Consider the following 21,412-nt stretch of genomic DNA (forward strand, 5'->3'; position numbering starts at 1 on the left):
CGCCCGAAGCGCATGACCTTGCGTAATCGCATGGTTCTCCCTATAATAGCGGCATACGGGCGGTTAGTTCAGCTGGTTAGAATACTTGGTCGACATCCAAGGGGTCGCAGATTCGAATTCTGCACCGCCCACCAGAACACCAAAGGCAAGCGCGGGGAACTTCGGTTTTCCGCTCTTGTCGTCAGTAAGAGCGAGAAAGGCACAAAACGGTTATGACACCGCGAACTACAACGCAGTTGTGGGGGAATCGCTAGACGCGGTATGGTGTGCTTTTGTCTCGAGAAACACGACAACACTGAATGAAACGCGCCTAGTGCGCGTTTTTTTTCGTCCAGGTTATTTTAGTTTCAATTTTTGTAATATCAACGGGCGCAACGGCGCCGACATGGAGCTCACAATGTTGAATGTACGTCTTCCCGATGGTTCGACCCGTCAATTCGAAGGCCCGGTGACCGTCGCCCAGGTGGCGTCCAGCATCGCCCCGAGCCTGGCCAAGGCCGCGCTGGCCGGCAAGGTCGACGGCAAGGTGGTCGACACTTCCTTCCTGATCGACCACGATGCCGACCTCGCCATCGTCACGGACAAGGATCCGGAAGGCCTGGACGTCATCCGCCATTCGACCGCCCACCTGCTGGCCTACGCCGTCAAGGAACTGTTCCCGGAAGCGCAAGTCACCATCGGCCCCGTCATCGACAACGGTTTCTATTACGACTTCTCGTACAAGCGCCCGTTCACCCCGGAAGACCTGCAGGCGATCGAAAAGAAAATGGTCGAGCTGGCCAAGAAGGACGAGCCGGTGACCCGCAAGGTGCTGCCGCGCGACGAAGCCGTCGCCTACTTCAAGTCGATCGGCGAAGACTACAAGGCCGAGATCATTGCCTCGATCCCCGCGAACGAGGATGTGTCGCTGTATTCGGAAGGCAAGTTCACCGACCTGTGCCGCGGCCCGCACGTGCCGTCGACCGGCAAGCTGAAGGTGTTCAAGCTGATGAAGCTGGCCGGCGCCTACTGGCGCGGCGACTCGAAGAACGAGATGCTGCAGCGCGTCTACGGCACCGCCTGGACCAGGAAGGAAGACCAGGAGCAGTACCTGCACATGCTGGAAGAAGCGGAAAAGCGCGACCACAGGAAACTCGGAAAGCAACTGGACTTCTTCCACTTCCAGGACGAGGCCCCGGGCCTGATCTTCTGGCACCCGAAGGGCTGGGCGATCTGGCAGCAGGTCGAGCAGTACATGCGCAAGACCTACCAGACCACCGGCTACGACGAAGTCAAGGCGCCGCAGATCATCGACGTGTCGCTGTGGAAGAAGACCGGCCACTGGGACAATTATCGTGAAAACATGTTCACGACCGAGTCGGAGAACCGCACCTATGCGCTGAAGCCCATGAACTGCCCGGGCCACGTGCAGATCTATAACGCCGGCCTGCGTTCCTACCGCGACCTGCCGCTGCGTTACGGCGAGTTCGGCCAGTGCCACCGCAACGAATCGTCGGGCGCGCTGCACGGCCTGATGCGCGTGCGCGGCTTTACCCAGGACGACGGCCACGTGTTCTGCACCGAAGAGCAGATCGCGCCGGAAGTCGTGGCCTTCCACGCCCAGGCGATGAAGGTGTACGAGGACTTCGGCTTCGAGAACATCGACGTCAAGATCGCGCTGCGTCCGGAAAACCGCATCGGCTCCGACGAAGTCTGGGACCAGGCCGAGGAAGCGCTGCGTTCGGCGCTGCGCGGCTGCGGCGTGACCTGGACCGAGCTGCCGGGCGAGGGCGCCTTCTATGGTCCGAAGATCGAGTACCACCTGAAGGACAGCCTGGGCCGTCCGTGGCAGGTCGGCACCATGCAGGTCGACTTCTCGATGCCGGGCCGCCTCGGCGCCGAATACGTCGCGGAAGACAATACCCGCAAGGTGCCCGTGATGCTGCACCGTGCGATCGTGGGTTCGATGGAGCGCTTCATCGGCATCCTGATCGAGAACTATGCCGGTGCGCTGCCCCTGTGGCTGGCGCCGGTGCAAGTGGCGGTCTTGAATATCTCGGATGCGCAAGCATCTTATGTGAAGGAGGTCGAAGCCAAGCTGAAAGCCGCTGGCCTCCGCGTTCACGCTGATTTGCGAAACGAGAAGATTACCTATAAAATCCGTGAACATTCCGTCCAAAAACTGCCGTACATCTTAGTTGTCGGCGATAAAGAACGGGATGCAAACACCGTGGCCGTTCGCGCACGCGGCAATGTCGATCTCGGCGTGATGTCGATCGATGCGCTGCTGGAACGCCTCCAGAGCGAGGTAGCATCCAAGGCGAAGTAAAGCACCATCCGCCTTGAGACGGCCCGATTACTCATACTTTCAAAGGAAACAACATAGCTACTGACAAGTCGCAAAATCGCATCAATGGCGAAATCACCCATCCGGAAATGCGCCTGAATGGTGTCGATAATGAGCCTCTGGGCATCGTGAGCCTGGCCGAAGCGTTTCGTCTGGCCGAAGAGAAAAACGTGGACCTGGTCGAGATCGCGCCGAACGCGGTCCCGCCGGTCTGCCGCCTGATGGATTACGGCAAGTTCAAGTATTCGGAACAGAAGAAAGCGCACGAAGCGAAGCTGAAGCAGAAGATCATCCAGGTCAAGGAGATCAAGTTCCGTCCTGGTACGGACGAAGGCGACTACAGCATCAAGCTGCGTAACCTGATCAAGTTCCTGGAAGAGGGCGACAAGACCAAGATCACCCTGCGCTTCCGCGGCCGCGAGATGGCCCACCAGGACATCGGCGCACGCATGCTGGAACGCCTGCGCGGCGACCTCGAGCCGTATGGCCAGGTCGAGCAGTTCCCGAAACTGGAAGGCCGCCAGATGATCATGGTGGTTGCGCCGAAGAAGAAGAAATAATTCTTCGTGACCCGGGCGTGCTGCGCGCCCGTCGTGACAAGTCAGCAGGACCAGGTCCCGGACCGGCGCAAGCCGGACCGGGCCTGGTCCTTTTCTGCTTTGTATCGCGTGCGGTGCGCAGGCATGGACGAGGGCGCACATTTCGTGCGAAACCTGTGTTAGAATCTGCGGTTCCCGTGTTTGCTGATGCGGGAAAGCAAGACTGTAGTGGACTCGCTTCTGCTGCAGAAACAAGTGAAAGCAGGCATCCAAGAGCAGCGTTGCTGCCACCTGCAATCCTGTTACATATGAGGCTGCCTGTAGAAGGGCAGAAGACTATGCCGAAAATGAAAACCAAAAGCTCCGCGAAGAAGCGTTTTCGCGTGCGCCCGGGTGGTACCGTGAAATCGGGTATGGCGTTCAAGCGTCACATCCTGACCAAGAAGACCACCAAGAACAAGCGCCAGCTGCGTGGCACCCGTAACATCAACGCGTCGGACGTCCAAAGCGTCTACCGCATGATGCCGTCTGCTGTTTAATCTCACATCTTAAGGAGCTACCATGCCTCGAGTAAAACGTGGGGTTACTGCACGTGCCCGTCACAAGAAAGTTCTTGAACTTGCCAAAGGCTATCGTGGCCGTCGCAGCAAGGTATTCCGTATTGCCAAGCAAGCAGTCATGCGCGCTGGCCAGTACGCCTACCGCGACCGTCGCAACAAGAAGCGCGTCTTCCGCGCACTGTGGATCACCCGTATCAACGCGGCTTCGCGTTCGCACGGCATGACCTACAGCGCCTTCATGAACGGCCTGAAGAAAGCCGCGATTGAACTGGACCGTAAAGTCCTGGCCGACATGGCTGTCAACGACAAGCCGGCTTTTGCCGCTATCGTGAACACCGTCAAGACCAAGCTGGCTGCCTAATACGCGTCAGCAACAAGCACTACAGCAGCGCGCTGCCGCAAGGCCGCCGCTGCACAAAGGACGGGGCAAAGGTTGAACAGACCGATGCCCTGTTTTTGTTTCTGGCGCCTCCCGCCATCAAAACAGGAAAAGAATATCCATGAACTCGCTGGAAGAACTCGTCGTCTCGGCCCAATCCGATTTCAGTAGCGCCCAGGACGCTGCCGCGCTCGAAAACGCAAAAGCGAAGTACCTGGGCAAGACCGGCCAGGTGACCGAACTGATGAAGGGCCTCGGCAAGCTCGACCCGGAGCAGCGCAAGGCCCAGGGCGCCCTGATCAATGCTGCCAAAGAAAAAATCGAACAGGCATTGACCGCCCGCCGCGAGGACCTCGCCAACGCGCAACTGATGGCGCGCCTGAACGCCGAATCGATCGACGTCACGCTGCCCGGCCGCGGCCGCTCGATGGGCGGCATCCACCCCGTCATGCGTACCTGGGAGCGGGTCGAACAGATCTTCCGCTCGATCGGTTTCGACGTGGCCGACGGCCCCGAGATCGAAACCGACTGGACCAACTTCACCGCGCTGAACAGCCCGGAAAACCACCCGGCCCGCTCGATGCAGGACACGTTCTACATCGAAGGCCAGGACAGCACGGGCAAGCCGCTGCTGCTGCGCACCCACACGAGTCCCATGCAGGTGCGCTATGCCCGCACCCATACCCCGCCGATCAAGGTGATCGCGCCGGGCCGCACCTACCGCGTCGACAGCGACGCCACCCACTCGCCGATGTTCCACCAGGTCGAAGGCCTGTGGATCGGCGAGGACATCAGCTTCGCCGACCTGAAAGGCGTCTACCTGAATTTCGTCAAGGCCTTCTTCGAGACCGACGACCTGCAGGTGCGCTTCCGCCCGTCCTACTTCCCGTTCACCGAACCGTCGGCCGAGATCGACATCGCCTTCGGTTCCGGCCCGCTGAAGGGCCGCTGGCTGGAAGTGTCGGGCGCCGGCCAGGTGCACCCGACCGTCGTGCGCAACTTCGGCCTGGACCCCGAGAAATTCATCGGCTTCGCGTTCGGCTCCGGCCTCGAGCGCCTGACGATGCTGCGCTACGGCATCAACGACCTGCGACTGTTCTACGAGGGCGATTTGCGCTTCCTCAAGCAGTTCAATTAAGCAGACACCGTTCGATCAAACGAAAGCAAACAATTATGCAATTCTCTGAAAACTGGCTCCGTACCATGGTCGATCCGAAGATGAATTCGGACGAACTGGCCCACCTGCTCACGATGTCCGGCCTGGAGGTCGAGGAAGTCGAAGCCGTCGCGCCGCCGTTCTCGAACGTGGTCGTGGCCGAAGTCAAGGAAGTGGCCAAGCACCCGAACGCGGACCGCCTGAACGTGTGCCAGGTCGACGTCGGCACGGGCACGCTGCTGAACATCGTGTGCGGCGCCCCGAACGTGCGCGCCGGCATGAAGGCGATCTGCGCGATGGCGGGCGCCGTCCTGCCGCCGGGCGCGGACGGCAAGCCGTTCGAGATCAAGGTCGGCAAGCTGCGCGGCGTCGAGTCGCAGGGCATGATGTGCTCGGCCAAGGAGCTCAAGATCTCGGAAGAGGGCAGCGGCCTGATGGAGCTGCCGGAAGATGCGCCCGTCGGCCAGAACATCCGCGACTACCTGCAATTGAACGACCTGAAGTTCACCATCAAGCTGACTCCGAACAAGGCGGACTGCCTGTCCGTGCTGGGCGTGGCGCGCGAAGTGTCGGCCCTGACGGGCGAGCCGCTGACGGTGGCGCAGTTCCGCCCCGTCCCCGTGTCGACTGACGAAGTGCTGCCGGTCAAGGTCTCGGCGCCAGACCTCTGCGGCCGTTTCACGGGCCGCGTCATCCGCGGCCTGAATGCCCGCGCCGCGACGCCGGAATGGATGAAGCGCCGCCTGGAACGTAGCGGCCAGCGCTCGGTGTCGGCCCTCGTCGACATCTCCAACTACGTGATGCTCGAGATGGGCCAGCCGTCGCACGTGTTCGACCTGGCCAAGATCCACGGCGGCATCGACGTGCGTTGGGGCAAGAAGGGCGAGTCGCTGAAGCTCTTGAACGGCAACACCGTCGAGGTCGACGAGTGGGTCGGCGTGATCGCCGACGACAAGGAGATCGAATCGCTGGCCGGCATCATGGGCGGCGACGCCACCGCTGTCACGCTGGATACGACCGACATCTACCTGGAAGCGGCGTTCTGGTGGCCGAACGCCATCCAGGGCCGCGCGCGCCGCTACAACTTCTCGACCGATGCCGCCCACCGATTCGAGCGCGGCGTCGATTTCGCGGGCACCGTCGAGAATATCGAGCGCCTGACCTCGCTGATCGTCGAGATCTGCGGCACCACCGACACCAAGGTCGGCCCCGTCGACGACCAGGCCCCGAACCTGCCGCAGCGCCAGCCAGTGACGCTGCGCACGGCGCGCGCCGCCAAGGTGATCGGCGTGCCCGTCAGCGACGACATGGTGGCCGACATCTTCACGCGCCTGCACCTGCCGTTCGAACGCGAGGAAGGCCTGTTCCGCGTGACGGCGCCCTCGTACCGCTTCGACATCGAGATCGAGGAAGACCTGATCGAGGAAGTGGCGCGCGTGTACGGCTTCGAAAACATCCCGACGCTGCCGCCCGTCGCGCCGAGCGCCATGCTGATCGAGCCGGAAAACACCCGTTCGCTGTTCGCCATCCGCCGCCAGCTCGCCGACCTGGGCTACCAGGAAGTGGTGAACATGAGCTTCGTCGAGCAGGGGTGGGAAGCGGACTTCGCCGACAACACGAATCCGATCCGCCTGCAGAATCCGATCGCCAGCCAGATGAGCGTGATGCGCTCGACGCTGATCGGCAGCCTGCTCGCCAACGTGCGCTACAACCTGAACCGCAAGGCCGGTCGCGTGCGCGTGTTCGAAGTGGGCGCCGTGTACCTGCGCAACAGCGACGCCCAGGACGGTCCGCTGTCCGTGGCCGGCTTCGACCAGCCGAAGCGCGTCGCCGCCATCGCCTACGGCCCGGCCGTGGACGAGCAGTGGGGCGCGCCCACCCGCGCCGTCGACTTCTTCGACGTCAAGGGCGACCTGGAAGCGCTGTTCGCGCCGCGCGCCGTCCGTTTCGCCAAGGCGGAACATCCGGCGCTGCACCCGGGACGCTGCGCCTCCGTCGAAGTCGACGGCAAGGTCGTGGGCATCGTCGGCGAACTGCATCCGCGCTGGCTGCAGAAGTACGACCTGCCGCAGGCGCCCGTGCTGTTCGAGGTCGATGCGGACGCCCTGCGTGCCCGCGCGGTGCCCGCCTATGCCGAGATTTCCAAGTTCCCGGGCGCCACGCGCGACCTGGCGCTGGTGGTCAAGCAGGACGTTCCGGCCCAGGCGCTGATCGACGCCTTCCATGCCGAACTGGCCGCGAACCCGCTCGGCAAGCTCGTGCAAGCCGTTGTTTTATTTGATGAATATCGCGGCAAGGGCCTGGAGTCGGATGAAAAAAGCCTTGCTTTCCGCTTTGGCTTGCAAGATACTCAATCGACGCTGCAGGACGATGCGGTCGAGGCCATCATGGCCGCGCTCGCTACCGCAGCGCAACAACGGGGCGCGAAACTTCGCGCTTGACAAGGGCACGGGTTCGTAGGGACACCGTGCCTGACCGGGGCAGCGGGCAGCCGCCCGCGCCCCCACCAAAACACTGTCTGAGGCAGCAAAATTAACAACAACGACGTCGACACCGCCGTGTTCCAGGAAGCGCTGGCCGCCGATCTGCATCGTGCAATGCAGGTGGCCAAGGTGCGCAAGGAAGCGGAGCAGGCACTCCCGACCCTGACCAAGGCCGAGCTGGCCGAGCTGCTCTTCGAGCAGGTCGGCTTGAACAAGCGCGAAGCCAAGGACATGGTCGAAACCTTCTTCGATGAAATCCGCAACGCGCTCGAGCGCGGCGAAGCGGTCAAGCTGTCCGGCTTCGGCAACTTCCAGTTGCGCGACAAGCCGCAACGGCCGGGACGCAATCCGAAAACCGGGGAAGAAATCCCCATCACGGCGCGCCGCGTCGTGACCTTCCACGCCAGCCAGAAGCTGAAAGGCATGGTCGAGGAGGCGAATCCGGCCGGTTCCGGCAGCCCCTCGCTGGCGCGTGCAGCCTGATTGAGCCGAGATGACCCAGAACGAGCGACCGAACAAGATGGAAATGACCGTATTGCCGCCGATTCCGGCCAAGCGCTATTTCACGATAGGCGAGGTCAGCGATTTGTGTGGGGTCAAGCCGCATGTCCTGCGTTACTGGGAACAGGAATTTACTCAGCTGAAGCCTGTCAAACGCCGAGGTAACCGCCGTTACTACCAGCACCATGAAGTGCTGCTGATCCGGCGCATCCGTGAGCTGCTGTACGAGCAGGGCTTCACGATCAGCGGCGCGCGCAACCGGCTCGACGGCCGCAGCCATCAAGAAGAGGGTGCCGAAGCGGTACCGGCCCCGGCGCCGGTGCCAACCGTCGATCCGGCCGAACTGCGCGAGGAACTGCACGCCATCCTAGCGCTGCTCAAGCACGGCGCGACGGCCACCTGAGACTCGCGCCCATTCGGCGGGGACGGTACGGCTCAGGCGTGTGCTCCTGTTGTTCTGCACCTCGGAGGTGCTAGAATGTCATTTGCGAATGTCGCTGACTCGAACGCATGCCTGCAGGGGGAATGCGGCGTCAGCTTCGGTTCTTTCCTGCCTCAGGAAAATTTAAGGGAAGACAATGATACGCGTTGCCATTTGTGACGATCACCAGATAGTTCGAGCAGGTTTCAAACAGATTTTTTCGTCCTCGGGCGAATTCGAAGTCGTTGCCGAAGGGGCGACCGGGCGCGAGGCCCTCGATATCGCACGCCGCGAGATTTGCGACGTGCTGCTGCTGGATATTGCGATGCCCGACCAGAGCGGCATCGATATCCTGCGTACCATCCGCCAGGGGCAACCGAACCTGCCGGTGCTGATCCTGTCCGGCTATCCGGCACAGCAATATGCGCTGAACCTGTTCAAGATGGGCGCCAACGGCTACCTGAACAAGGAATGCGACGCCGACGAGCTCAAGACCGCCGTGCGTACCGTCTACCAGGGCCGCCGCTACGTCAGTTCCCAGGTCGGCGAACTGCTGGCCCAGAGTTTCGACCGCGATCCCAACACGGCCCTGCACACGGAGCTGTCGGACCGCGAATTCCAGGTGTTCCTGCGCCTGGCCAAGGGGGCAACCGTGTCCGACATCGGCAATGCGCTGTCGCTGTCGATCAAGACCGTGTCCACCTACCGTACCCGCATCATGGAAAAAATGGGTCTGCAGTCGAACAGCGACCTGACCTATTACGCCATGAAGAACAATCTGCTCGACTGACCGGTTCTGCCGGGCGAGCGACCGCGGGGGCGATGATGGGAAACCGTCATCGCCCTTCGTTTATGCATTGACTAACGGTCGTTGTCGAGAAGAATTTTTCTTTATGGAATTGTTACTTTCTAGTCGTCATTACGCCACAATTTTTTGTAAGAAAGGTGAATAGAGCTCCGAGGCAACTTTCCAACGTCTATAATGATTTGCCTAGGCAATGCTGTGCGAAAGGAACGCTCGAGGATGTACTTCACCACCGACCCCAAGTTCAGGCCGGGCCGCAGCCTCCCGCTCTATCAGACCCTGCTGTGTGTCGTGTGCGTCCTGATCCTCGTGCTCAATGCGTTCAGCCTGGCCCGTAACCTGGACGGACTCAAGGCAGCGAACACGCGGCAGGCGCAGGCGGACCGCGTGTCGGCCAAGCTCCAGTACGTGAACCTGCTCGTCACCGATGCGGACAGCGGCCTGCGCGGCTATTTCCTGTCCGGCTCCGACACCTATCTCGGTCCCTTGCGCACGGCCCAGCGCGAACTGGGTGGGCAGTTCACCATCCTCAAGGAACTGCTGGCCGATAACTCTTCCCAGCAAAAGAATCTCACGCAACTGCAGACCCTCGTCACGCGCCGCATGGACTTGATGAACCAGGGGCTCGAGGTCTACCGCCATGGCGGCCTGGACGACATCATCGCCATCGCCCGGACCCAGGAAGACCGCGGCAATATGGACGAGATCCGCCTGCAGGTCGTGATCATGACGGGCGAGCAGAACGAGTTGCTGGCCGCCCGCACCACGGCCTTCTACGACCAGTACCGCCGGGCGACACTGCTGGGCCTGGGCATCAATTTCGCCGCGCTGTTCGTCCTGGTGCTGTTCTATAACCTGATCCGCCGCAGCTTCGGGGCGCGCCTGCACGCCGAGCACGCGCTGCAGCAGACCAACGACCACCTGGAAGCCCTCGTGGCCGAGCGCACCGAGCAGTTGTCCGTGCTGTCGCGCCACCTGATCAGCGTGTCCGAAGAGGAAAAAGCACGCCTGGCGCGCGAACTGCACGACGAAATGGGCGCCAACCTGACAGCCATCGGCATGCACCTGGCCAGCGTGGGCGACCACCTGAAGGACAGCCATCCGGAGCAGGCCGCCATGCTGGCCCACGCGCGCGGCACGCTCGTGCAGACGGTGGAGCTGAAACGCCGCATCATCGAAGGCCTGCGCCCCAGCCTGCTGGACAATATGGGCTTGCAGGCCGCCCTGGAAAGCTATTGCGAGGACTTCGGCCGCGTCACGGGCATCGATTGCGAAGCCCTGATCGAGGGCACCGTCGACGATGCCGGCCCGATGCAGGCGATCGCGCTGTTCCGCATCACCCAGGAATCGCTCAACAACGTGGCCAAGTACGCCAAGGCGAAGCACGTCGTCGTGCACCTGGCGCGCGAAGGCGAGGCGTATGTGCTGGAAGTCTCGGACGATGGCGTCGGCATTCCGCCGGACGCGATGCGCCGGCCCAAGTCGCATGGCCTGCTGGGCATGCGCGAACGGGCGGCGCTGCTGGGCGGCAGCCTGCGCGTGGAGCGGGGCGTGAACGGCATCGGGACCAGCGTGCATGCGGCCGTGCCGGTGGCGGCGCCGGGCGGCGAGCCGGGTGCTGCCCTGTCTGGTGCAACCGTACCTGCCGACGTGCTTGCAGTGTCGGCGCTGGTGGCGGGATCGGGCGAGCCGGCCGAATCGGCCGAGGAGAAGCTACTGCGGGAACAACTGATCAGTGAACTGCATCAGGAACTGAAGGAACAGCTGAGCGACGAACGAGATCGCGAGAGGACGGGTGAACAGGACGTCGCCCCGGCACCGATCTCGGCCCGGGGCGGCGCGGCGCCACTTATGCGCGTGCAACGTCCATCAGCAGACGGTCATATTCGCTTTTAGCAACCTTGTAGCATTCGCCGGCGTAGTCTTCCAGGCCCTGGCGGTTCAGCACGGTGATGTTGCCGCGGCGGTACTGGATCAGGCCTTCGTCCTGCAGCTTGCCGGCAGCGGCCGTGATGCTTTCGCGACGCACACCCAGCATGATCGAGATCAGTTCCTGGGTCACTTTCAGTTCGTTGCTGGCCGAGCGGTCCAGGCGGTCCAGCAGCCAGCGGCACAGTTTCTGTTCGATCGAGCTGTGGCGGCCACCGACGGCGTTCTGGGCCATCTGGGCGAACAGCGCATTGGTGTAGCGCATCAGCAGCTGGGGCAGGGCGCCGCCCTTGTTGAAAGCGTCACGCAGGAACTGGGTCTTGAGGCGGTAGCCGTAGCCGGCGCTCTGGACGACGGCGCTGCAGGTGGCGCGCTCGCCCATGAACAGCGACACGCCGACGGCACCTTCATGGCCGACCACGGCGATCTCGGTCGTCGCACCGTCTTCCATCACGTACAGCAGGGAAACGATGGCGGTGGTCGGGAAGTAGACGTATTCGAGCTTGCTGCCGAATTCGAACAGCTCTTTGCCGAAAGGCAGCGGAACCAGTTCGAGGTGTTCGAACAGGGCTTCCAGGTCCGGACGCGGCAGGGCCGCGAGCAGTTCGTTCTGTTGGGTACCACTGTAGCTCACTACCGGGCGGGATGCCAGCTTGATGTCTTCGCTGGTCGTGGGGATCTGGTTCGATTGCGCTTGCTTTTGGACGGCCACACCGAGTTGAGCGTTATTCATTTTGTTCCTCGTTATCTCTGACTACTTCACTGGGGCGAATGCTTGGATGGGTTTCCTCATCGCGATGTGTGTACATTAATGCCATAGTGTTCTGCCGAACATAAGACTAGTCGTCGCCCCCATGTAGGTTCGACGTAGGATGTTTTGTCAGTCCAGTCCTACTAGAGAGGAATACCGAAAAATCGATATTTCTTGAGAGGGAGAAATGGCAGAAAGAAATTAAATCGTTTTCCTGCTCATCAATTCGCTCGATTCCGGCAGAACCGGGGGTTCTGGACGGTGATTGCAAGCACGTTTTGGGTGCCGAATCGCGGGGTGATGTGGGCATCGATATCAGTCGACTCCGAATAATCTTACAGCGCATTCCTACCTCAGGTCGGTGAAATCCTTCACACAAGGGGCACGAGACTCGGTAAAATCGACCGTTTTGCAATGCGCCTCCAGGGCGAAACCATGTCCAACGAAACCGCAGCATACCCTCCCGACGACGACGCGGCCGCGGAAGCCGCCGTACCGGCCTCCAAGCCGGCCGCCGTCATCGCGCGCGAAGTCGCGCGCCGCCGCACTTTCGGCATCATTTCCCACCCCGACGCCGGCAAGACGACGCTGACCGAGAAGCTCCTGCTGTTCTCGGGCGCGATCCAGCTGGCCGGCACCGTCAAGGGCCGCAAGAGCGGACGCCACGCGACGTCCGACTGGATGGACATCGAGAAGCAGCGCGGCATCTCCGTCGCGTCGTCGGTGATGCAGTTCGAATTCCGCGACCACGTCATCAACCTGCTGGACACCCCGGGCCACCAGGACTTCTCGGAAGACACCTACCGCGTGCTCACCGCCGTCGACTCGGCGCTGATGGTGATCGACGCGGCCAAGGGTGTCGAATCGCAGACCATCAAGCTGCTCGACGTCTGCCGCATGCGCGACACGCCGATCGTCACCTTCATGAACAAGCTCGACCGCGAAACCCGCGACCCGCTCGAACTGCTGGACGAAGTGGAATCGGTGCTCAAGATCGAGTGCGCGCCCGTGACCTGGCCGATCGGCATGGGCAAGAACTTCCGCGGCGTGTACCACCTGCTGAACGACGAAGTGATGCTGTTCAAGGCGGGCGAGGAAAAGGCCGACGGCGCCTACGAGATCATCAAGGGCATCGACAATCCGAAGCTGCACGAGATGTTCCCGCTGGAGATGGAACAGCTCAAGATGGAAGTGGAGCTGGTGCACGGCGCCTCGCATCCGTTCGACCTGGAGCGGTTCCTGTCCGGCGTGCAGACGCCCGTGTTCTTCGGCTCCGCCATCAACAACTTCGGCGTGCGCGAGATCCTGTCGGCGCTGATCGAATGGGCCCCGGCGCCGCGCGAGCGCGATGCCACCGTGCGCGCCGTCAAGCCGGAAGAGCAGCCGTTCTCGGGCTTCGTCTTCAAGATCCAGGCCAATATGGACCCGGCCCACCGCGACCGCATCGCCTTCCTGCGCGTGTGCTCGGGACGCTTCGAGAAGGGCATGAAGGTCAAGCACCTGCGCCTGGGCCGTGAAGTGAAACTCTCGTCCGTCGTGACCTTCATGGCCTCGTCGCGCGAGCAGGTCGAGGAAGCCTACGCGGGCGACATCATCGGCCTCCCCAACCACGGCAACATGCAGATCGGCGACAGCTTCTCGGAAGGCGAAGTGCTGACCTTCACGGGCATCCCGTACTTCGCGCCGGACCTGTTCCGCACCGTGCGCATCCGCAACCCGCTCAAGACCAAGCAGCTCCACAAGGGCTTGCAGCAGCTGGGCGAGGAGGGCGCCGTGCAGGTGTTCAAGCCCGTCATGGGCAGCGACCTGATCCTGGGCGCCGTCGGCGTGCTGCAGTTCGAGGTGGTGGCGAGCCGCCTGCTCAACGAATATGGCGTCGATGCCGTGTTCGAGGGCAGCAGCATCAGCAGCGCGCGCTGGGTCTCCAGCGACGACAAGAAGTCGCTGGCCGACTTCGAGCAGGCGCTGGCCCACAACGTCGCCTACGACGCGGCCGGCAACCTGGCCTACCTGGCCACCTCGGGCGTGAACCTGCGCCTGACGCAGGAGCGCTGGCCGAAACTGCAGTTCCACGCGACGCGCGAGCACGCGGCCAAGCTGGACTGATCCTGCCGCCAGCGTCGGCCTGGGGTGGACGGCTGCGCCGTTCACCCTGCCGCAGACTTTTTCCCCGCACCGAAACGATGCCGTCTGCCGCGCGATGCGGCGACGGAACCTCCCTGCGCGTGCGTCGGCGCCCCTCCGGTGCGCTCAGCGCTCGCGCACGAGCAGCGCTTCCACGATGCCGCCGATCCAGCAGGCGGCGAACACGATCCCGGCGACCGTTTCCGGCAGCGGCGTGGGCGCCGCTTCCAGGCGCGCCGAGATGGCCGCCGGATCGAGCGGCACGCTGCCCGCCAGCACCTGGTCGGCCAGGGCGGTAGCCTGGTCGACGGCGAAATCCGCATACACGATGGCGGCACCGGCGGCGATGAGCAGCAGCAGCCAGCCGCGGCCGCGCCGGTGCAGGTAGAACTGGCCCGTGCCCGGGAAAACGAGGGCCGACAACAGCGCGCCAATGACGTTTCTCTTCATCTGCTTCCTTGGTATGTCCTCGGATTTGCGCTAGCCCAAAGGGGCGAACACGCATCCGCGTAAATTGCTTCAATGCACGTCTGAAACATTGCCCTGCGCCATCCAGACGACAGGGTATCCGCATTCAGGAGACGCCAATGACGCTCGCAGCAATCCCAGTCCCTTCCTGCCTGGCCGCGCTGCCGGGCGCGGCGCGCTAGCATGCTGGCGCGCCTGCGCATCGGTCCCAAGCTGCTGCTCGCGCCCGGCGCCGTGCTGGTGCCGCTGGTGCTGCTGTCGAGCGACGCCTATTACGCGATGGTACGCCAGAACGAATCGCTCGACACGATCGTCGGCCAGCGCGCCGTCCACCTGCGCGCCGCCGCCGAGCTCGTGGTCTCCAGCCAGCGCGCCCACGCCCAGGCCTACCAGGCGCTGACCTGGACGGGCGGCAGCTTCGCGCCCGCCCGCATCGAGCCGCTCGTTGCCGACGTGCGCGCCCAGCATGCCGCCATCGACCGCGGCTTCGCTGCCCTGCAGCAGATGACGGGCGACAGCCCGGACGAGCGCCGCAGCGTCGAGGAAGCGCGCGCCGCCTGGGGCCTGTACGTGGCCGCCGTGCGCGACGTGCTCGAGATCGTCCCCATCGACCAGTCGATCGGCGCCAACGCCATGTCCAAGGCCGAGCGCGCGTTCGCCATCGTCGCGCTGCGCCTGACCGAGCTCGCCCAGCGCGAACAGGACCTGTCCGAGCAGGCGTCGGCACGCGCCCAGGACGATTTCCGCCTGATGTCGATGCTGATGCCGCTCGTGGTCGCGCTGGCGGTGGCGGCGTCGCTGGCGATCACGATCGCCGTGCGCCGCTCGCTGCTGGCCGAGGTCGGGGCGATCGAGGCCGTCGTGCGGGGCCTGGCGAGCGGCGACCTGACGATCCGGCCGCGCCTGGACGGGCAGGACGAGATCGCCGCCACCTCGCGCGCGCTCGATGCCAGCATCCGCCACCTGAACGGCACCCTCCGCACGATCCTGGAGTCGGCCCGCTCGATCGGCTCGGCCTCGCGCGAGATCGTGCTGGGCCGCGGCAGCCTGCCGCCGCGCGCGGGCGTGCGCGATTCGCTCGAGCGCACGGCCGGCGCGATGCGCGAGCTGGCCGCGACCATGCACGACAACGCCGACAGCGCCCATGCGGCCACGCGCCTGGCGGAGAACGCCGCGCTGGCGGCCCAGCACGGCGGCGGCACCGTGCACGGGCTGGTGGCGACGATGGAAGCCGTGCGCCGCACGGCCCTGCGCCTGGAAACGGTCGGCGCGCGCATCGAGTCCGCGCTGGCCCGCGCCGACCTCGCGGGCGGCGCACCGGCGCTGGGCGAAGCCCGGCGTGCCGCGCGCGAAGTGGGCGACCTTGCCCGCGGCGCCGTCGGCGCCATCGACGACGGCACGGCGCGCGCGCTGGACGCGGGCTCGCGCATGGCCGACCTGGCCAGTTCGGTGGAAGAGGTGGGGGACATCGTGGGCAGGATCGGCAGCGCGAGCAGCGAGCGCGCGCGCGACCTGCTCGGGGTCAACCAGGCCATCGTGCGCATGGACGAGATGACGCGCCAGGGCTCGCGCCTGGTGGAAGAGGCGGCGCTGGCCGCGCGCGGCCTGCAGCAGCAGGCGCTGGCGCTGTCGCGCGCCGTGGCCACGTTCCGCCTGGACGAAGCGGTGCAGCCGCCACCCGAAAAAGAAACGGCCCCGCCGGGAACGCCCGAGGGTGACGGGCGTCCCGGCAGGGCCGGACATCCCTACCTGCGGCTGGCGAGCAGCCGCGGGCTGGACGATTCGTAAAAGCAAAGGGCCTCGAAAACCGTAGGGTGGGCACCACGTGCCCACCAAACGCGTGCGGACCGCCAACGTCAAGGTGGGCACATGGCGCCCACCCTACGACAGTACGATTACTCGTAGTCGCTGATCGGCGCGCAACCGCAGAACAGGTTGCGGTCGCCGTAGGCGTTGTCGGCGCGGCCGACCGGCGGCCAGTACTTCTTCTTGCGCAGCGACGGCACCGGGAAGGCGGCGACTTCACGGGTGTAGGTGTGCTGCCAGTCGTCGGCGGTGACCACCTCCGCCGTGTGCGGCGCGCCCTTCAGCGGGTTGTCCATGCGGTCGTACTCGCCGCGCTCGACCTTCACGATCTCGGCGTGGATGGTGATCATCGCCTCGATAAAGCGGTCCAGCTCCGCCTTCGACTCGGACTCGGTCGGCTCGATCATCAGCGTGCCCGGGACCGGGAAGCTCATGGTCGGCGCGTGGAAGCCGAAGTCCATCAGGCGCTTGGCGACGTCCTCGTTGCTGATGCCGGTGGCATCCTGCAGCGGGCGCAGGTCGATGATGCACTCGTGCGCGACCAGGCCGCCTTCGCCCGTGTACAGCACCGGGTAGTGCGGCGCCAGGCGGCGCGCGATGTAGTTGGCGTTCAGGATCGCCATCTCGGTCGCCATCGTCAGGCCTTCGGCGCCCATCATCGCGATGTACATCCACGAGATCGGCAGGATCGAGGCCGAGCCGTAGGCGGCCGAGCTGACGGCGCCGATGCCGGTTTCGGTAAATGCGTCACCGCGCGAGTAACCGGTCGATGCCTGGTTTGGCAGGAAGGGGACGAGGTGCGCCGCCACCGCGACCGGACCGACGCCCGGGCCGCCGCCGCCGTGCGGGATGCAGAAGGTCTTGTGCAGGTTCAGGTGGCTGACGTCGCCGCCGAACAGGCCCGGACCGGCCACGCCGACCAGCGCGTTCATGTTGGCGCCGTCCACGTAGACCTGGCCGCCGTGCGCATGCACGATCTCGCACAGTTCCTTGATGCCTTCCTCGAACACGCCGTGGGTGGACGGGTAGGTGACCATCACGCAGGCCAGGTTGGCGCTGTGCTGCTCGGCCTTCTTCTTCAGGTCCTCCAGGTCGACGTTGCCGTTCTCGTCGCAGGCGGTGACCACGACCTGCATGCCGACCATATTGGCCGATGCGGGGTTGGTGCCGTGCGCCGACGACGGGATCAGGCAGATGTTGCGGTGGCCTTCGCCGCGTGACTCATGGTACTTCTTGATGATCAGCAGGCCCGCGTACTCGCCTTGCGAGCCGGCGTTCGGCTGCAGCGACACGCCGGCATAGCCGGTGACGGCGCACAGCATGGCTTCCAGCTGGCCGATCATCTCGCGATAGCCGACGGTCTGGTCTTCCGGTGCGAACGGGTGGATGCTGGAGAACTCGGGCCAGGTAACCGGGATCATTTCCGAGGTCGAGTTCAGCTTCATCGTGCACGAACCCAGCGGGATCATGGTGCGGTCCAGCGCCAGGTCCTTGTCGGCCAGCGCGCGCAGGTAGCGCAGCATCTCATGCTCGGCGTGGTAGCGGTGGAAGGTCGGGTGCGTCAGGTAGGCGCTGCTGCGCGACAGGGCAGCCGGGAAGGCGTCGGCGGCATCCTTGTCCAGGCCGTCGATATCGAACGCGGCATCCTTGCCGGCAGCCTTGGCGAAGACGGCCAGCAGGGTGGCGACGTCGTCGCGCGTGGTGGTCTCGTCCAGCGACAGGCCGACGTTGCCGCCGTCGATGCGGCGCAGGTTGATGCCGTGCTCGTTCGCGATGCGGTGGATCTCGTCGGCGTTCGCGGCGGCGACGGTCAGCGTGTCGAAGTAGGTCTCGTTGGCGAGCTGGTAGCCCAGCTGCTGCAGCGCGCCGGCGACGATGCCCGTGTAGCGGTGCACGCGGCGGGCGATCTGCTCCAGGCCTTTCGGGCCGTGGTAGATGGCGTACATCGAGGCCATCACGGCCAGCAGCACCTGCGCGGTGCAGATGTTCGAGGTCGCCTTTTCGCGGCGGATGTGCTGTTCGCGGGTCTGCAGCGCCAGGCGGAAGGCCTTGTTGCCCTGGGCGTCGATGGTGACGCCGGCCAGGCGGCCAGCCATGCTGCGCTTGAATTCGTCGCGGGTAGCCAGGTAGCCGGCGTGCGGGCCGCCGAAACCGAGCGGCACGCCGAAGCGCTGGCTGTTGCCGACGACGACGTCGGCGCCCCATTCGCCCGGCGGGGTCAGGACGGTCAGCGCCAGCAGGTCGGCGGCGACGACGATCATGGCGCCGGCGGCATGCAGCTTCTCGCAGGCGGCGCGGTAGTCGCGCACGTCGCCGTTCACGCCCGGGTACTGCAGCAGCACGCCGAAGCAGGTTTCCGTCAGGTTCTCGATGTCGGCGGCGGCGATGGTGCGTACTTCGACGCCGATCGGCTTGGCGCGGGTCTGCACCACTTCCAGCGTCTGCGGCAGCACGTCGTCTGCCACGTAGAACACCTTCGAGGCCGACTTGCCCACGCGCTGGATCAGCGTCATGGCTTCGGCGGCGGCGGTGCCTTCGTCCAGCATCGAGGCGTTGGCGATGCCCATGCCGGTCAGGTCGGTGATGACCTGCTGGAAGTTCAGGATCGCTTCCAGGCGGCCCTGCGAGATCTCCGGCTGGTACGGCGTGTAGGCGGTGTACCAGGCCGGGTTCTCGAAGATGTTGCGCAGGATGACGGGCGGGGTGTGGGTGCCGTAGTAGCCCTGGCCGATCATCGACTTCATGACCTTGTTCTGCGCGGCGATGGCCTTCAGCTTGGCCAGCGCGGACTGCTCGGGCAGCGGATCGAAGAACTGGCCCAGATCCAGCTTGTCCTTGCGGCGGATGTTGGCGGGAACGACGGCGTCGATCAGCGCGGCGCGCGTGTCGTAGCCGAGGGCGGACAGCATGGCTGCCTGTTCGGATTCGGACGGGCCGATGTGGCGCGGGATGAAGCCGTCGCGTGCTTCGAGTTGGGTCAGGCTGGTGCGGGTCATGGTGGCAGCAGAAAAAGAGAAGTCGAGGGCGAGCGAACCGCGTAGGGTGGGCACCACGTGCCCACCTGCGGCGTATGCGTTACGTTGGCATGGTGGGCATAGGATGCCCACCCTACGGTGTTACAGATTCAGTGGTACAAACGACAAGCGCGCCCGCAGGCGCGCTCGTTCACGGCGATCAGCCTTCGGTGGTCTTGCCGTAGGCGGCGGCGTCCAGCAGGTTGTTGATCGCGGCCGGGTCCGACGGCTGCAGCTTGAACAGCCAGGCGCTGTAGGCGTCGGCGTTGATCGAGTCCGGCGCGTCGGCGGTCGGCTGGTTGACGGCGACCACGGTGCCGGACACCGGCGCGTAGATGTCGCTGGCGGCTTTCACCGATTCCACCACGGCGGCGTCGTCGCCGGCGGTGAAGGTCTTGCCGACCTGCGGCAGTTCGACGAACACGATGTCGCCCAGCGCATCCTGTGCGTATTCGGTGATGCCGACGGTCAGGGTGCCGTCGGCTTCTTGACGGACCCACTCGTGGGACTCGGTGTACTTCAGGTCGGCCGGGATGTTCATGCGTAGACTCCTAATGAGGGGATGGTGCGGTAAGTATAGTTTGTTCTTTTCGGGCCGAGATGCTTCAAACGGCCAGGATTTTGCCGTTACGCACGAACGGCAGCTTGACCACGGAAGCGGCCAGTTTCTTGTCGCGGATCTCCACGTGCACGGTGTCGCCCACCTGCACGTCCATCGGCACGCGCGCCAGCGCGATCGCCTGCTGCATCGAGGGGCTGAAGGTGCCGCTGGTGATCTCGCCGGCATTGCCCGAGGCGGCCACCACCTTCTGGTGGGCGCGCAGGATGCCGCCTTTCTCGCGCAGGATCAGGCCGACGAATTGCTGGTGCTGGCCGCGCTGCAGGGCGTCCTTGCCGATGAAGTCGCGCTCCGACACCAGGTCGACGGTCCAGGCCAGGCCCGCGTCCAGCGGCGACACGGTATCGTCCATGTCCTGGCCGTACAGGTTCATGCCCGCTTCCAGGCGCAGCGTGTCGCGCGCGCCCAGGCCGGCCGGCTTGACGCCCGCGGCGGCCAGCGCATTCCACAGCGCTTCGACCTGGGTCGCGGCGACGCCGATCTCGAAGCCGTCCTCGCCCGTGTAGCCGGTGCGCGCGACCATCAGTTCGCCGAACGGGGTGTCCTTCACGATGACGGCGTTGAAGGGTTTGAGGCCTTCCGATGCGGCGCGGGTGACGGGCACGACGTCCCAGAACTTGGCGCGGGCGTTCGGGCCCTGTACGGCGACGAGGGCGATGCCGTCGTCCGACAGGTCGGCGCGGCGGGGGGTGATTTCCAGGCCCGATTGCGACGTCTCGTTGCGCTCGCGGATCCAGGCGATGTCCTTCTCGGCCGTGCCGGCGTTGACGACCAGGCGGAACCAGGTCTCGTCGAAGAAGTAGACGATGAGGTCGTCGATGACGCCGCCCTGCGGGTTCAGCATGCACGAGTACAGCGCCTTGCCCGGGACCTGCAGCTTGTCGACGTTGTTGGCCAGCAGGTGGCGCAGGAAGGCGCGGACGTTGTGGCCCTTGAGGTCGACGACGCACATGTGCGAGACGTCGAACATCCCCGCATCGGTACGCACGGCGTCGTGTTCCTGGATCTGCGAACCGTAGTTGACGGGCATGTCCCAGCCGCCGAAGTCGACCATCTTGGCGCCAGCGTTGCGGTGAGCGGAATTGAGCGGGGTCGCTTTGAGCGTCATGGGAAATCCTCAAACAGTGAATAGGGGTCGTGCATGCGGCCGGCCGCATGCTGTTCGCACCCCTCTGTCCTCGGTACCTGAGAGATAGCGGCCTGGTGCCGCCTGCCCCTTCGGTGGGCCGCAAGGCCGCTCTCCAGAGTTGGTCCGCCGCGGCATTCGCGCAGCGTCCCTTGACCGGTCCGGTTTGCCTGAGAGTTTTCGGGTGATGCCCCTTCGGCGGCAGCGGTGCGCTGCGCTCTCCCGGTCAAGACTGCGAAGCATATGTCAGCGGCCCCGGGAAGTCAATCCGGAACGGGCCTGGCAGGCCGATTTCGGGGTGCCGGGCCGGCCATGATTTCCATCCGGCAGCCCGCGCACTATTGCAGTGCGTCAGCATCGGCAAAAGGGCGTGTTTTGTTAAACTTCCCCCATGACCCTTGCTAT

At 64.4% G+C, this 21,412-nt stretch carries 17 protein-coding genes, 1 tRNA gene and 2 riboswitches; of the genes, 13 read left to right on the forward strand and 5 right to left on the reverse strand.

The features are described 5' to 3' along the window. The first annotated feature begins 57 nt into the window (after window positions 1-57). The 11 genes from ACI1V7_RS05180 to ACI1V7_RS05230 all read left to right on the forward strand — a co-directional run bounded on the left by ACI1V7_RS05180 (window position 58) and on the right by ACI1V7_RS05230 (window position 11,066). Window positions 58-134, forward strand: a tRNA-Val gene (locus ACI1V7_RS05180). A gap of 263 nt (window positions 135-397) precedes the next feature. Then, entirely contained in the window at window positions 398-2,308 is a 1,911-nt protein-coding gene (gene thrS, locus ACI1V7_RS05185; protein ID WP_404530677.1) for a threonine--tRNA ligase, read from the forward strand. A 26-nt stretch (window positions 2,309-2,334) separates the two neighbouring features. Then, complete coding sequence (gene infC, locus ACI1V7_RS05190; protein WP_290411388.1) at window positions 2,335-2,886, forward strand: translation initiation factor IF-3; 552 nt, start codon at window positions 2,335-2,337, stop codon at window positions 2,884-2,886. Between the two features lie 317 nt (window positions 2,887-3,203). Further along, complete coding sequence (gene rpmI / locus ACI1V7_RS05195; protein WP_036228503.1) at window positions 3,204-3,404, forward strand: 50S ribosomal protein L35; 201 nt, start codon at window positions 3,204-3,206, stop codon at window positions 3,402-3,404. A 22-nt stretch (window positions 3,405-3,426) separates the two neighbouring features. Continuing rightward, on the forward strand, window positions 3,427-3,786 hold the full coding sequence (gene rplT, locus ACI1V7_RS05200) for a 50S ribosomal protein L20 (RefSeq protein ID WP_047826396.1): 360 nt from the start codon (window positions 3,427-3,429) through the stop codon (window positions 3,784-3,786). Window positions 3,787-3,925: 139 nt separating this feature from the next. Further along, a complete protein-coding gene (pheS, locus tag ACI1V7_RS05205) occupies window positions 3,926-4,942 on the forward strand; it encodes a phenylalanine--tRNA ligase subunit alpha (RefSeq protein ID WP_404530678.1) in 1,017 nt (338 codons plus the stop codon). 35 nt (window positions 4,943-4,977) lie between these two features. Then, on the forward strand, window positions 4,978-7,401 hold the full coding sequence (gene pheT / locus ACI1V7_RS05210) for a phenylalanine--tRNA ligase subunit beta (RefSeq protein WP_404530679.1): 2,424 nt from the start codon (window positions 4,978-4,980) through the stop codon (window positions 7,399-7,401). A 156-nt stretch (window positions 7,402-7,557) separates the two neighbouring features. After that, window positions 7,558-7,926, forward strand: a complete 369-nt coding sequence (locus tag ACI1V7_RS05215) for an integration host factor subunit alpha (protein ID WP_290411387.1) — start codon at window positions 7,558-7,560, stop codon at window positions 7,924-7,926. Window positions 7,927-7,936: 10 nt separating this feature from the next. Next, complete coding sequence (locus tag ACI1V7_RS05220; RefSeq protein ID WP_404530680.1) at window positions 7,937-8,347, forward strand: MerR family transcriptional regulator; 411 nt, start codon at window positions 7,937-7,939, stop codon at window positions 8,345-8,347. A gap of 175 nt (window positions 8,348-8,522) precedes the next feature. Then, on the forward strand, window positions 8,523-9,155 hold the full coding sequence (locus ACI1V7_RS05225) for a response regulator (protein ID WP_036228513.1): 633 nt from the start codon (window positions 8,523-8,525) through the stop codon (window positions 9,153-9,155). A gap of 234 nt (window positions 9,156-9,389) precedes the next feature. After that, window positions 9,390-11,066: a CHASE3 domain-containing protein gene (locus tag ACI1V7_RS05230; RefSeq protein ID WP_404530681.1), complete on the forward strand. Its 1,677-nt coding sequence runs from the start codon at window positions 9,390-9,392 to the stop codon at window positions 11,064-11,066. Here the strand turns inward: ACI1V7_RS05230 and ACI1V7_RS05235 are convergent. After that, complete coding sequence (locus ACI1V7_RS05235; RefSeq protein WP_404530682.1) at window positions 11,020-11,832, reverse strand: Crp/Fnr family transcriptional regulator; 813 nt, start codon at window positions 11,830-11,832, stop codon at window positions 11,020-11,022. The genes ACI1V7_RS05230 and ACI1V7_RS05235 overlap by 47 nt on opposite strands. Window positions 11,833-12,285: 453 nt before the next feature. On the opposite strand from ACI1V7_RS05235, the gene ACI1V7_RS05240 reads away from it, so the two are divergent. Further along, on the forward strand, window positions 12,286-13,956 hold the full coding sequence (locus ACI1V7_RS05240) for a peptide chain release factor 3 (protein ID WP_404530683.1): 1,671 nt from the start codon (window positions 12,286-12,288) through the stop codon (window positions 13,954-13,956). A 144-nt stretch (window positions 13,957-14,100) separates the two neighbouring features. On the opposite strand, the gene ACI1V7_RS05245 is transcribed toward ACI1V7_RS05240, so the two are convergent. Then, complete coding sequence (locus tag ACI1V7_RS05245; protein ID WP_404530684.1) at window positions 14,101-14,424, reverse strand: hypothetical protein; 324 nt, start codon at window positions 14,422-14,424, stop codon at window positions 14,101-14,103. A 201-nt stretch (window positions 14,425-14,625) separates the two neighbouring features. Here ACI1V7_RS05245 and ACI1V7_RS05250 point away from each other — a divergent pair, with 201 nt between their 5' ends. After that, window positions 14,626-16,230, forward strand: a complete 1,605-nt coding sequence (locus ACI1V7_RS05250) for a methyl-accepting chemotaxis protein (protein WP_404530685.1) — start codon at window positions 14,626-14,628, stop codon at window positions 16,228-16,230. A 107-nt stretch (window positions 16,231-16,337) separates the two neighbouring features. On the opposite strand, the gene gcvP is transcribed toward ACI1V7_RS05250, so the two are convergent. The 3 genes from gcvP to gcvT form a co-directional block, all read right to left on the reverse strand. Then, window positions 16,338-19,244, reverse strand: a complete 2,907-nt coding sequence (gene gcvP, locus ACI1V7_RS05255; RefSeq protein WP_404530686.1) for an aminomethyl-transferring glycine dehydrogenase — start codon at window positions 19,242-19,244, stop codon at window positions 16,338-16,340. A gap of 178 nt (window positions 19,245-19,422) precedes the next feature. Next, window positions 19,423-19,803 carry a glycine cleavage system protein GcvH gene (gene gcvH, locus ACI1V7_RS05260; protein WP_404530687.1) on the reverse strand — a complete coding sequence of 127 codons (381 nt, stop codon included), beginning with the start codon at window positions 19,801-19,803 and terminating at the stop codon, window positions 19,423-19,425. A 64-nt stretch (window positions 19,804-19,867) separates the two neighbouring features. Then, window positions 19,868-20,989: a glycine cleavage system aminomethyltransferase GcvT gene (gene gcvT, locus ACI1V7_RS05265; protein ID WP_404530688.1), complete on the reverse strand. Its 1,122-nt coding sequence runs from the start codon at window positions 20,987-20,989 to the stop codon at window positions 19,868-19,870. A gap of 54 nt (window positions 20,990-21,043) precedes the next feature. Then, a riboswitch (glycine riboswitch) is annotated at window positions 21,044-21,136 on the reverse strand. Between the two features lie 18 nt (window positions 21,137-21,154). Then, window positions 21,155-21,242, reverse strand: a riboswitch (glycine riboswitch). Between the last annotated feature and the right edge of the window lie 170 nt (window positions 21,243-21,412).

The organism is Massilia paldalensis, assembly GCF_044901715.1.
In the GTDB taxonomy this organism is placed as follows: Bacteria; Pseudomonadota; Gammaproteobacteria; order Burkholderiales; family Burkholderiaceae_D; genus Telluria; species Telluria paldalensis.

What these genes read in the sequence shown, in the direction of transcription:
- thrS (WP_404530677.1), top strand. Translation starts at nt 398, where the DNA reads ATGTTGAATGTACGTCTTCCCGATGGTTCGACCCGTCAATTCGAAGGC.
- rpmI (WP_036228503.1), top strand. Translation starts at nt 3,204, where the DNA reads ATGCCGAAAATGAAAACCAAAAGCTCCGCGAAGAAGCGTTTTCGCGTG.
- rplT (WP_047826396.1), top strand. Translation starts at nt 3,427, where the DNA reads ATGCCTCGAGTAAAACGTGGGGTTACTGCACGTGCCCGTCACAAGAAA.
- pheS (WP_404530678.1), top strand. Translation starts at nt 3,926, where the DNA reads ATGAACTCGCTGGAAGAACTCGTCGTCTCGGCCCAATCCGATTTCAGT.
- pheT (WP_404530679.1), top strand. Translation starts at nt 4,978, where the DNA reads ATGCAATTCTCTGAAAACTGGCTCCGTACCATGGTCGATCCGAAGATG.
- ACI1V7_RS05215 (WP_290411387.1), top strand. Translation starts at nt 7,558, where the DNA reads ATGCAGGTGGCCAAGGTGCGCAAGGAAGCGGAGCAGGCACTCCCGACC.
- ACI1V7_RS05220 (WP_404530680.1), top strand. Translation starts at nt 7,937, where the DNA reads ATGACCCAGAACGAGCGACCGAACAAGATGGAAATGACCGTATTGCCG.
- ACI1V7_RS05225 (WP_036228513.1), top strand. Translation starts at nt 8,523, where the DNA reads ATGATACGCGTTGCCATTTGTGACGATCACCAGATAGTTCGAGCAGGT.
- ACI1V7_RS05230 (WP_404530681.1), top strand. Translation starts at nt 9,390, where the DNA reads ATGTACTTCACCACCGACCCCAAGTTCAGGCCGGGCCGCAGCCTCCCG.
- ACI1V7_RS05235 (WP_404530682.1), bottom strand. Translation starts at nt 11,832, where the DNA reads ATGAATAACGCTCAACTCGGTGTGGCCGTCCAAAAGCAAGCGCAATCG.
- ACI1V7_RS05240 (WP_404530683.1), top strand. Translation starts at nt 12,286, where the DNA reads ATGTCCAACGAAACCGCAGCATACCCTCCCGACGACGACGCGGCCGCG.
- ACI1V7_RS05245 (WP_404530684.1), bottom strand. Translation starts at nt 14,424, where the DNA reads ATGAAGAGAAACGTCATTGGCGCGCTGTTGTCGGCCCTCGTTTTCCCG.
- ACI1V7_RS05250 (WP_404530685.1), top strand. Translation starts at nt 14,626, where the DNA reads ATGCTGGCGCGCCTGCGCATCGGTCCCAAGCTGCTGCTCGCGCCCGGC.
- gcvP (WP_404530686.1), bottom strand. Translation starts at nt 19,244, where the DNA reads ATGACCCGCACCAGCCTGACCCAACTCGAAGCACGCGACGGCTTCATC.
- gcvH (WP_404530687.1), bottom strand. Translation starts at nt 19,803, where the DNA reads ATGAACATCCCGGCCGACCTGAAGTACACCGAGTCCCACGAGTGGGTC.
- gcvT (WP_404530688.1), bottom strand. Translation starts at nt 20,989, where the DNA reads ATGACGCTCAAAGCGACCCCGCTCAATTCCGCTCACCGCAACGCTGGC.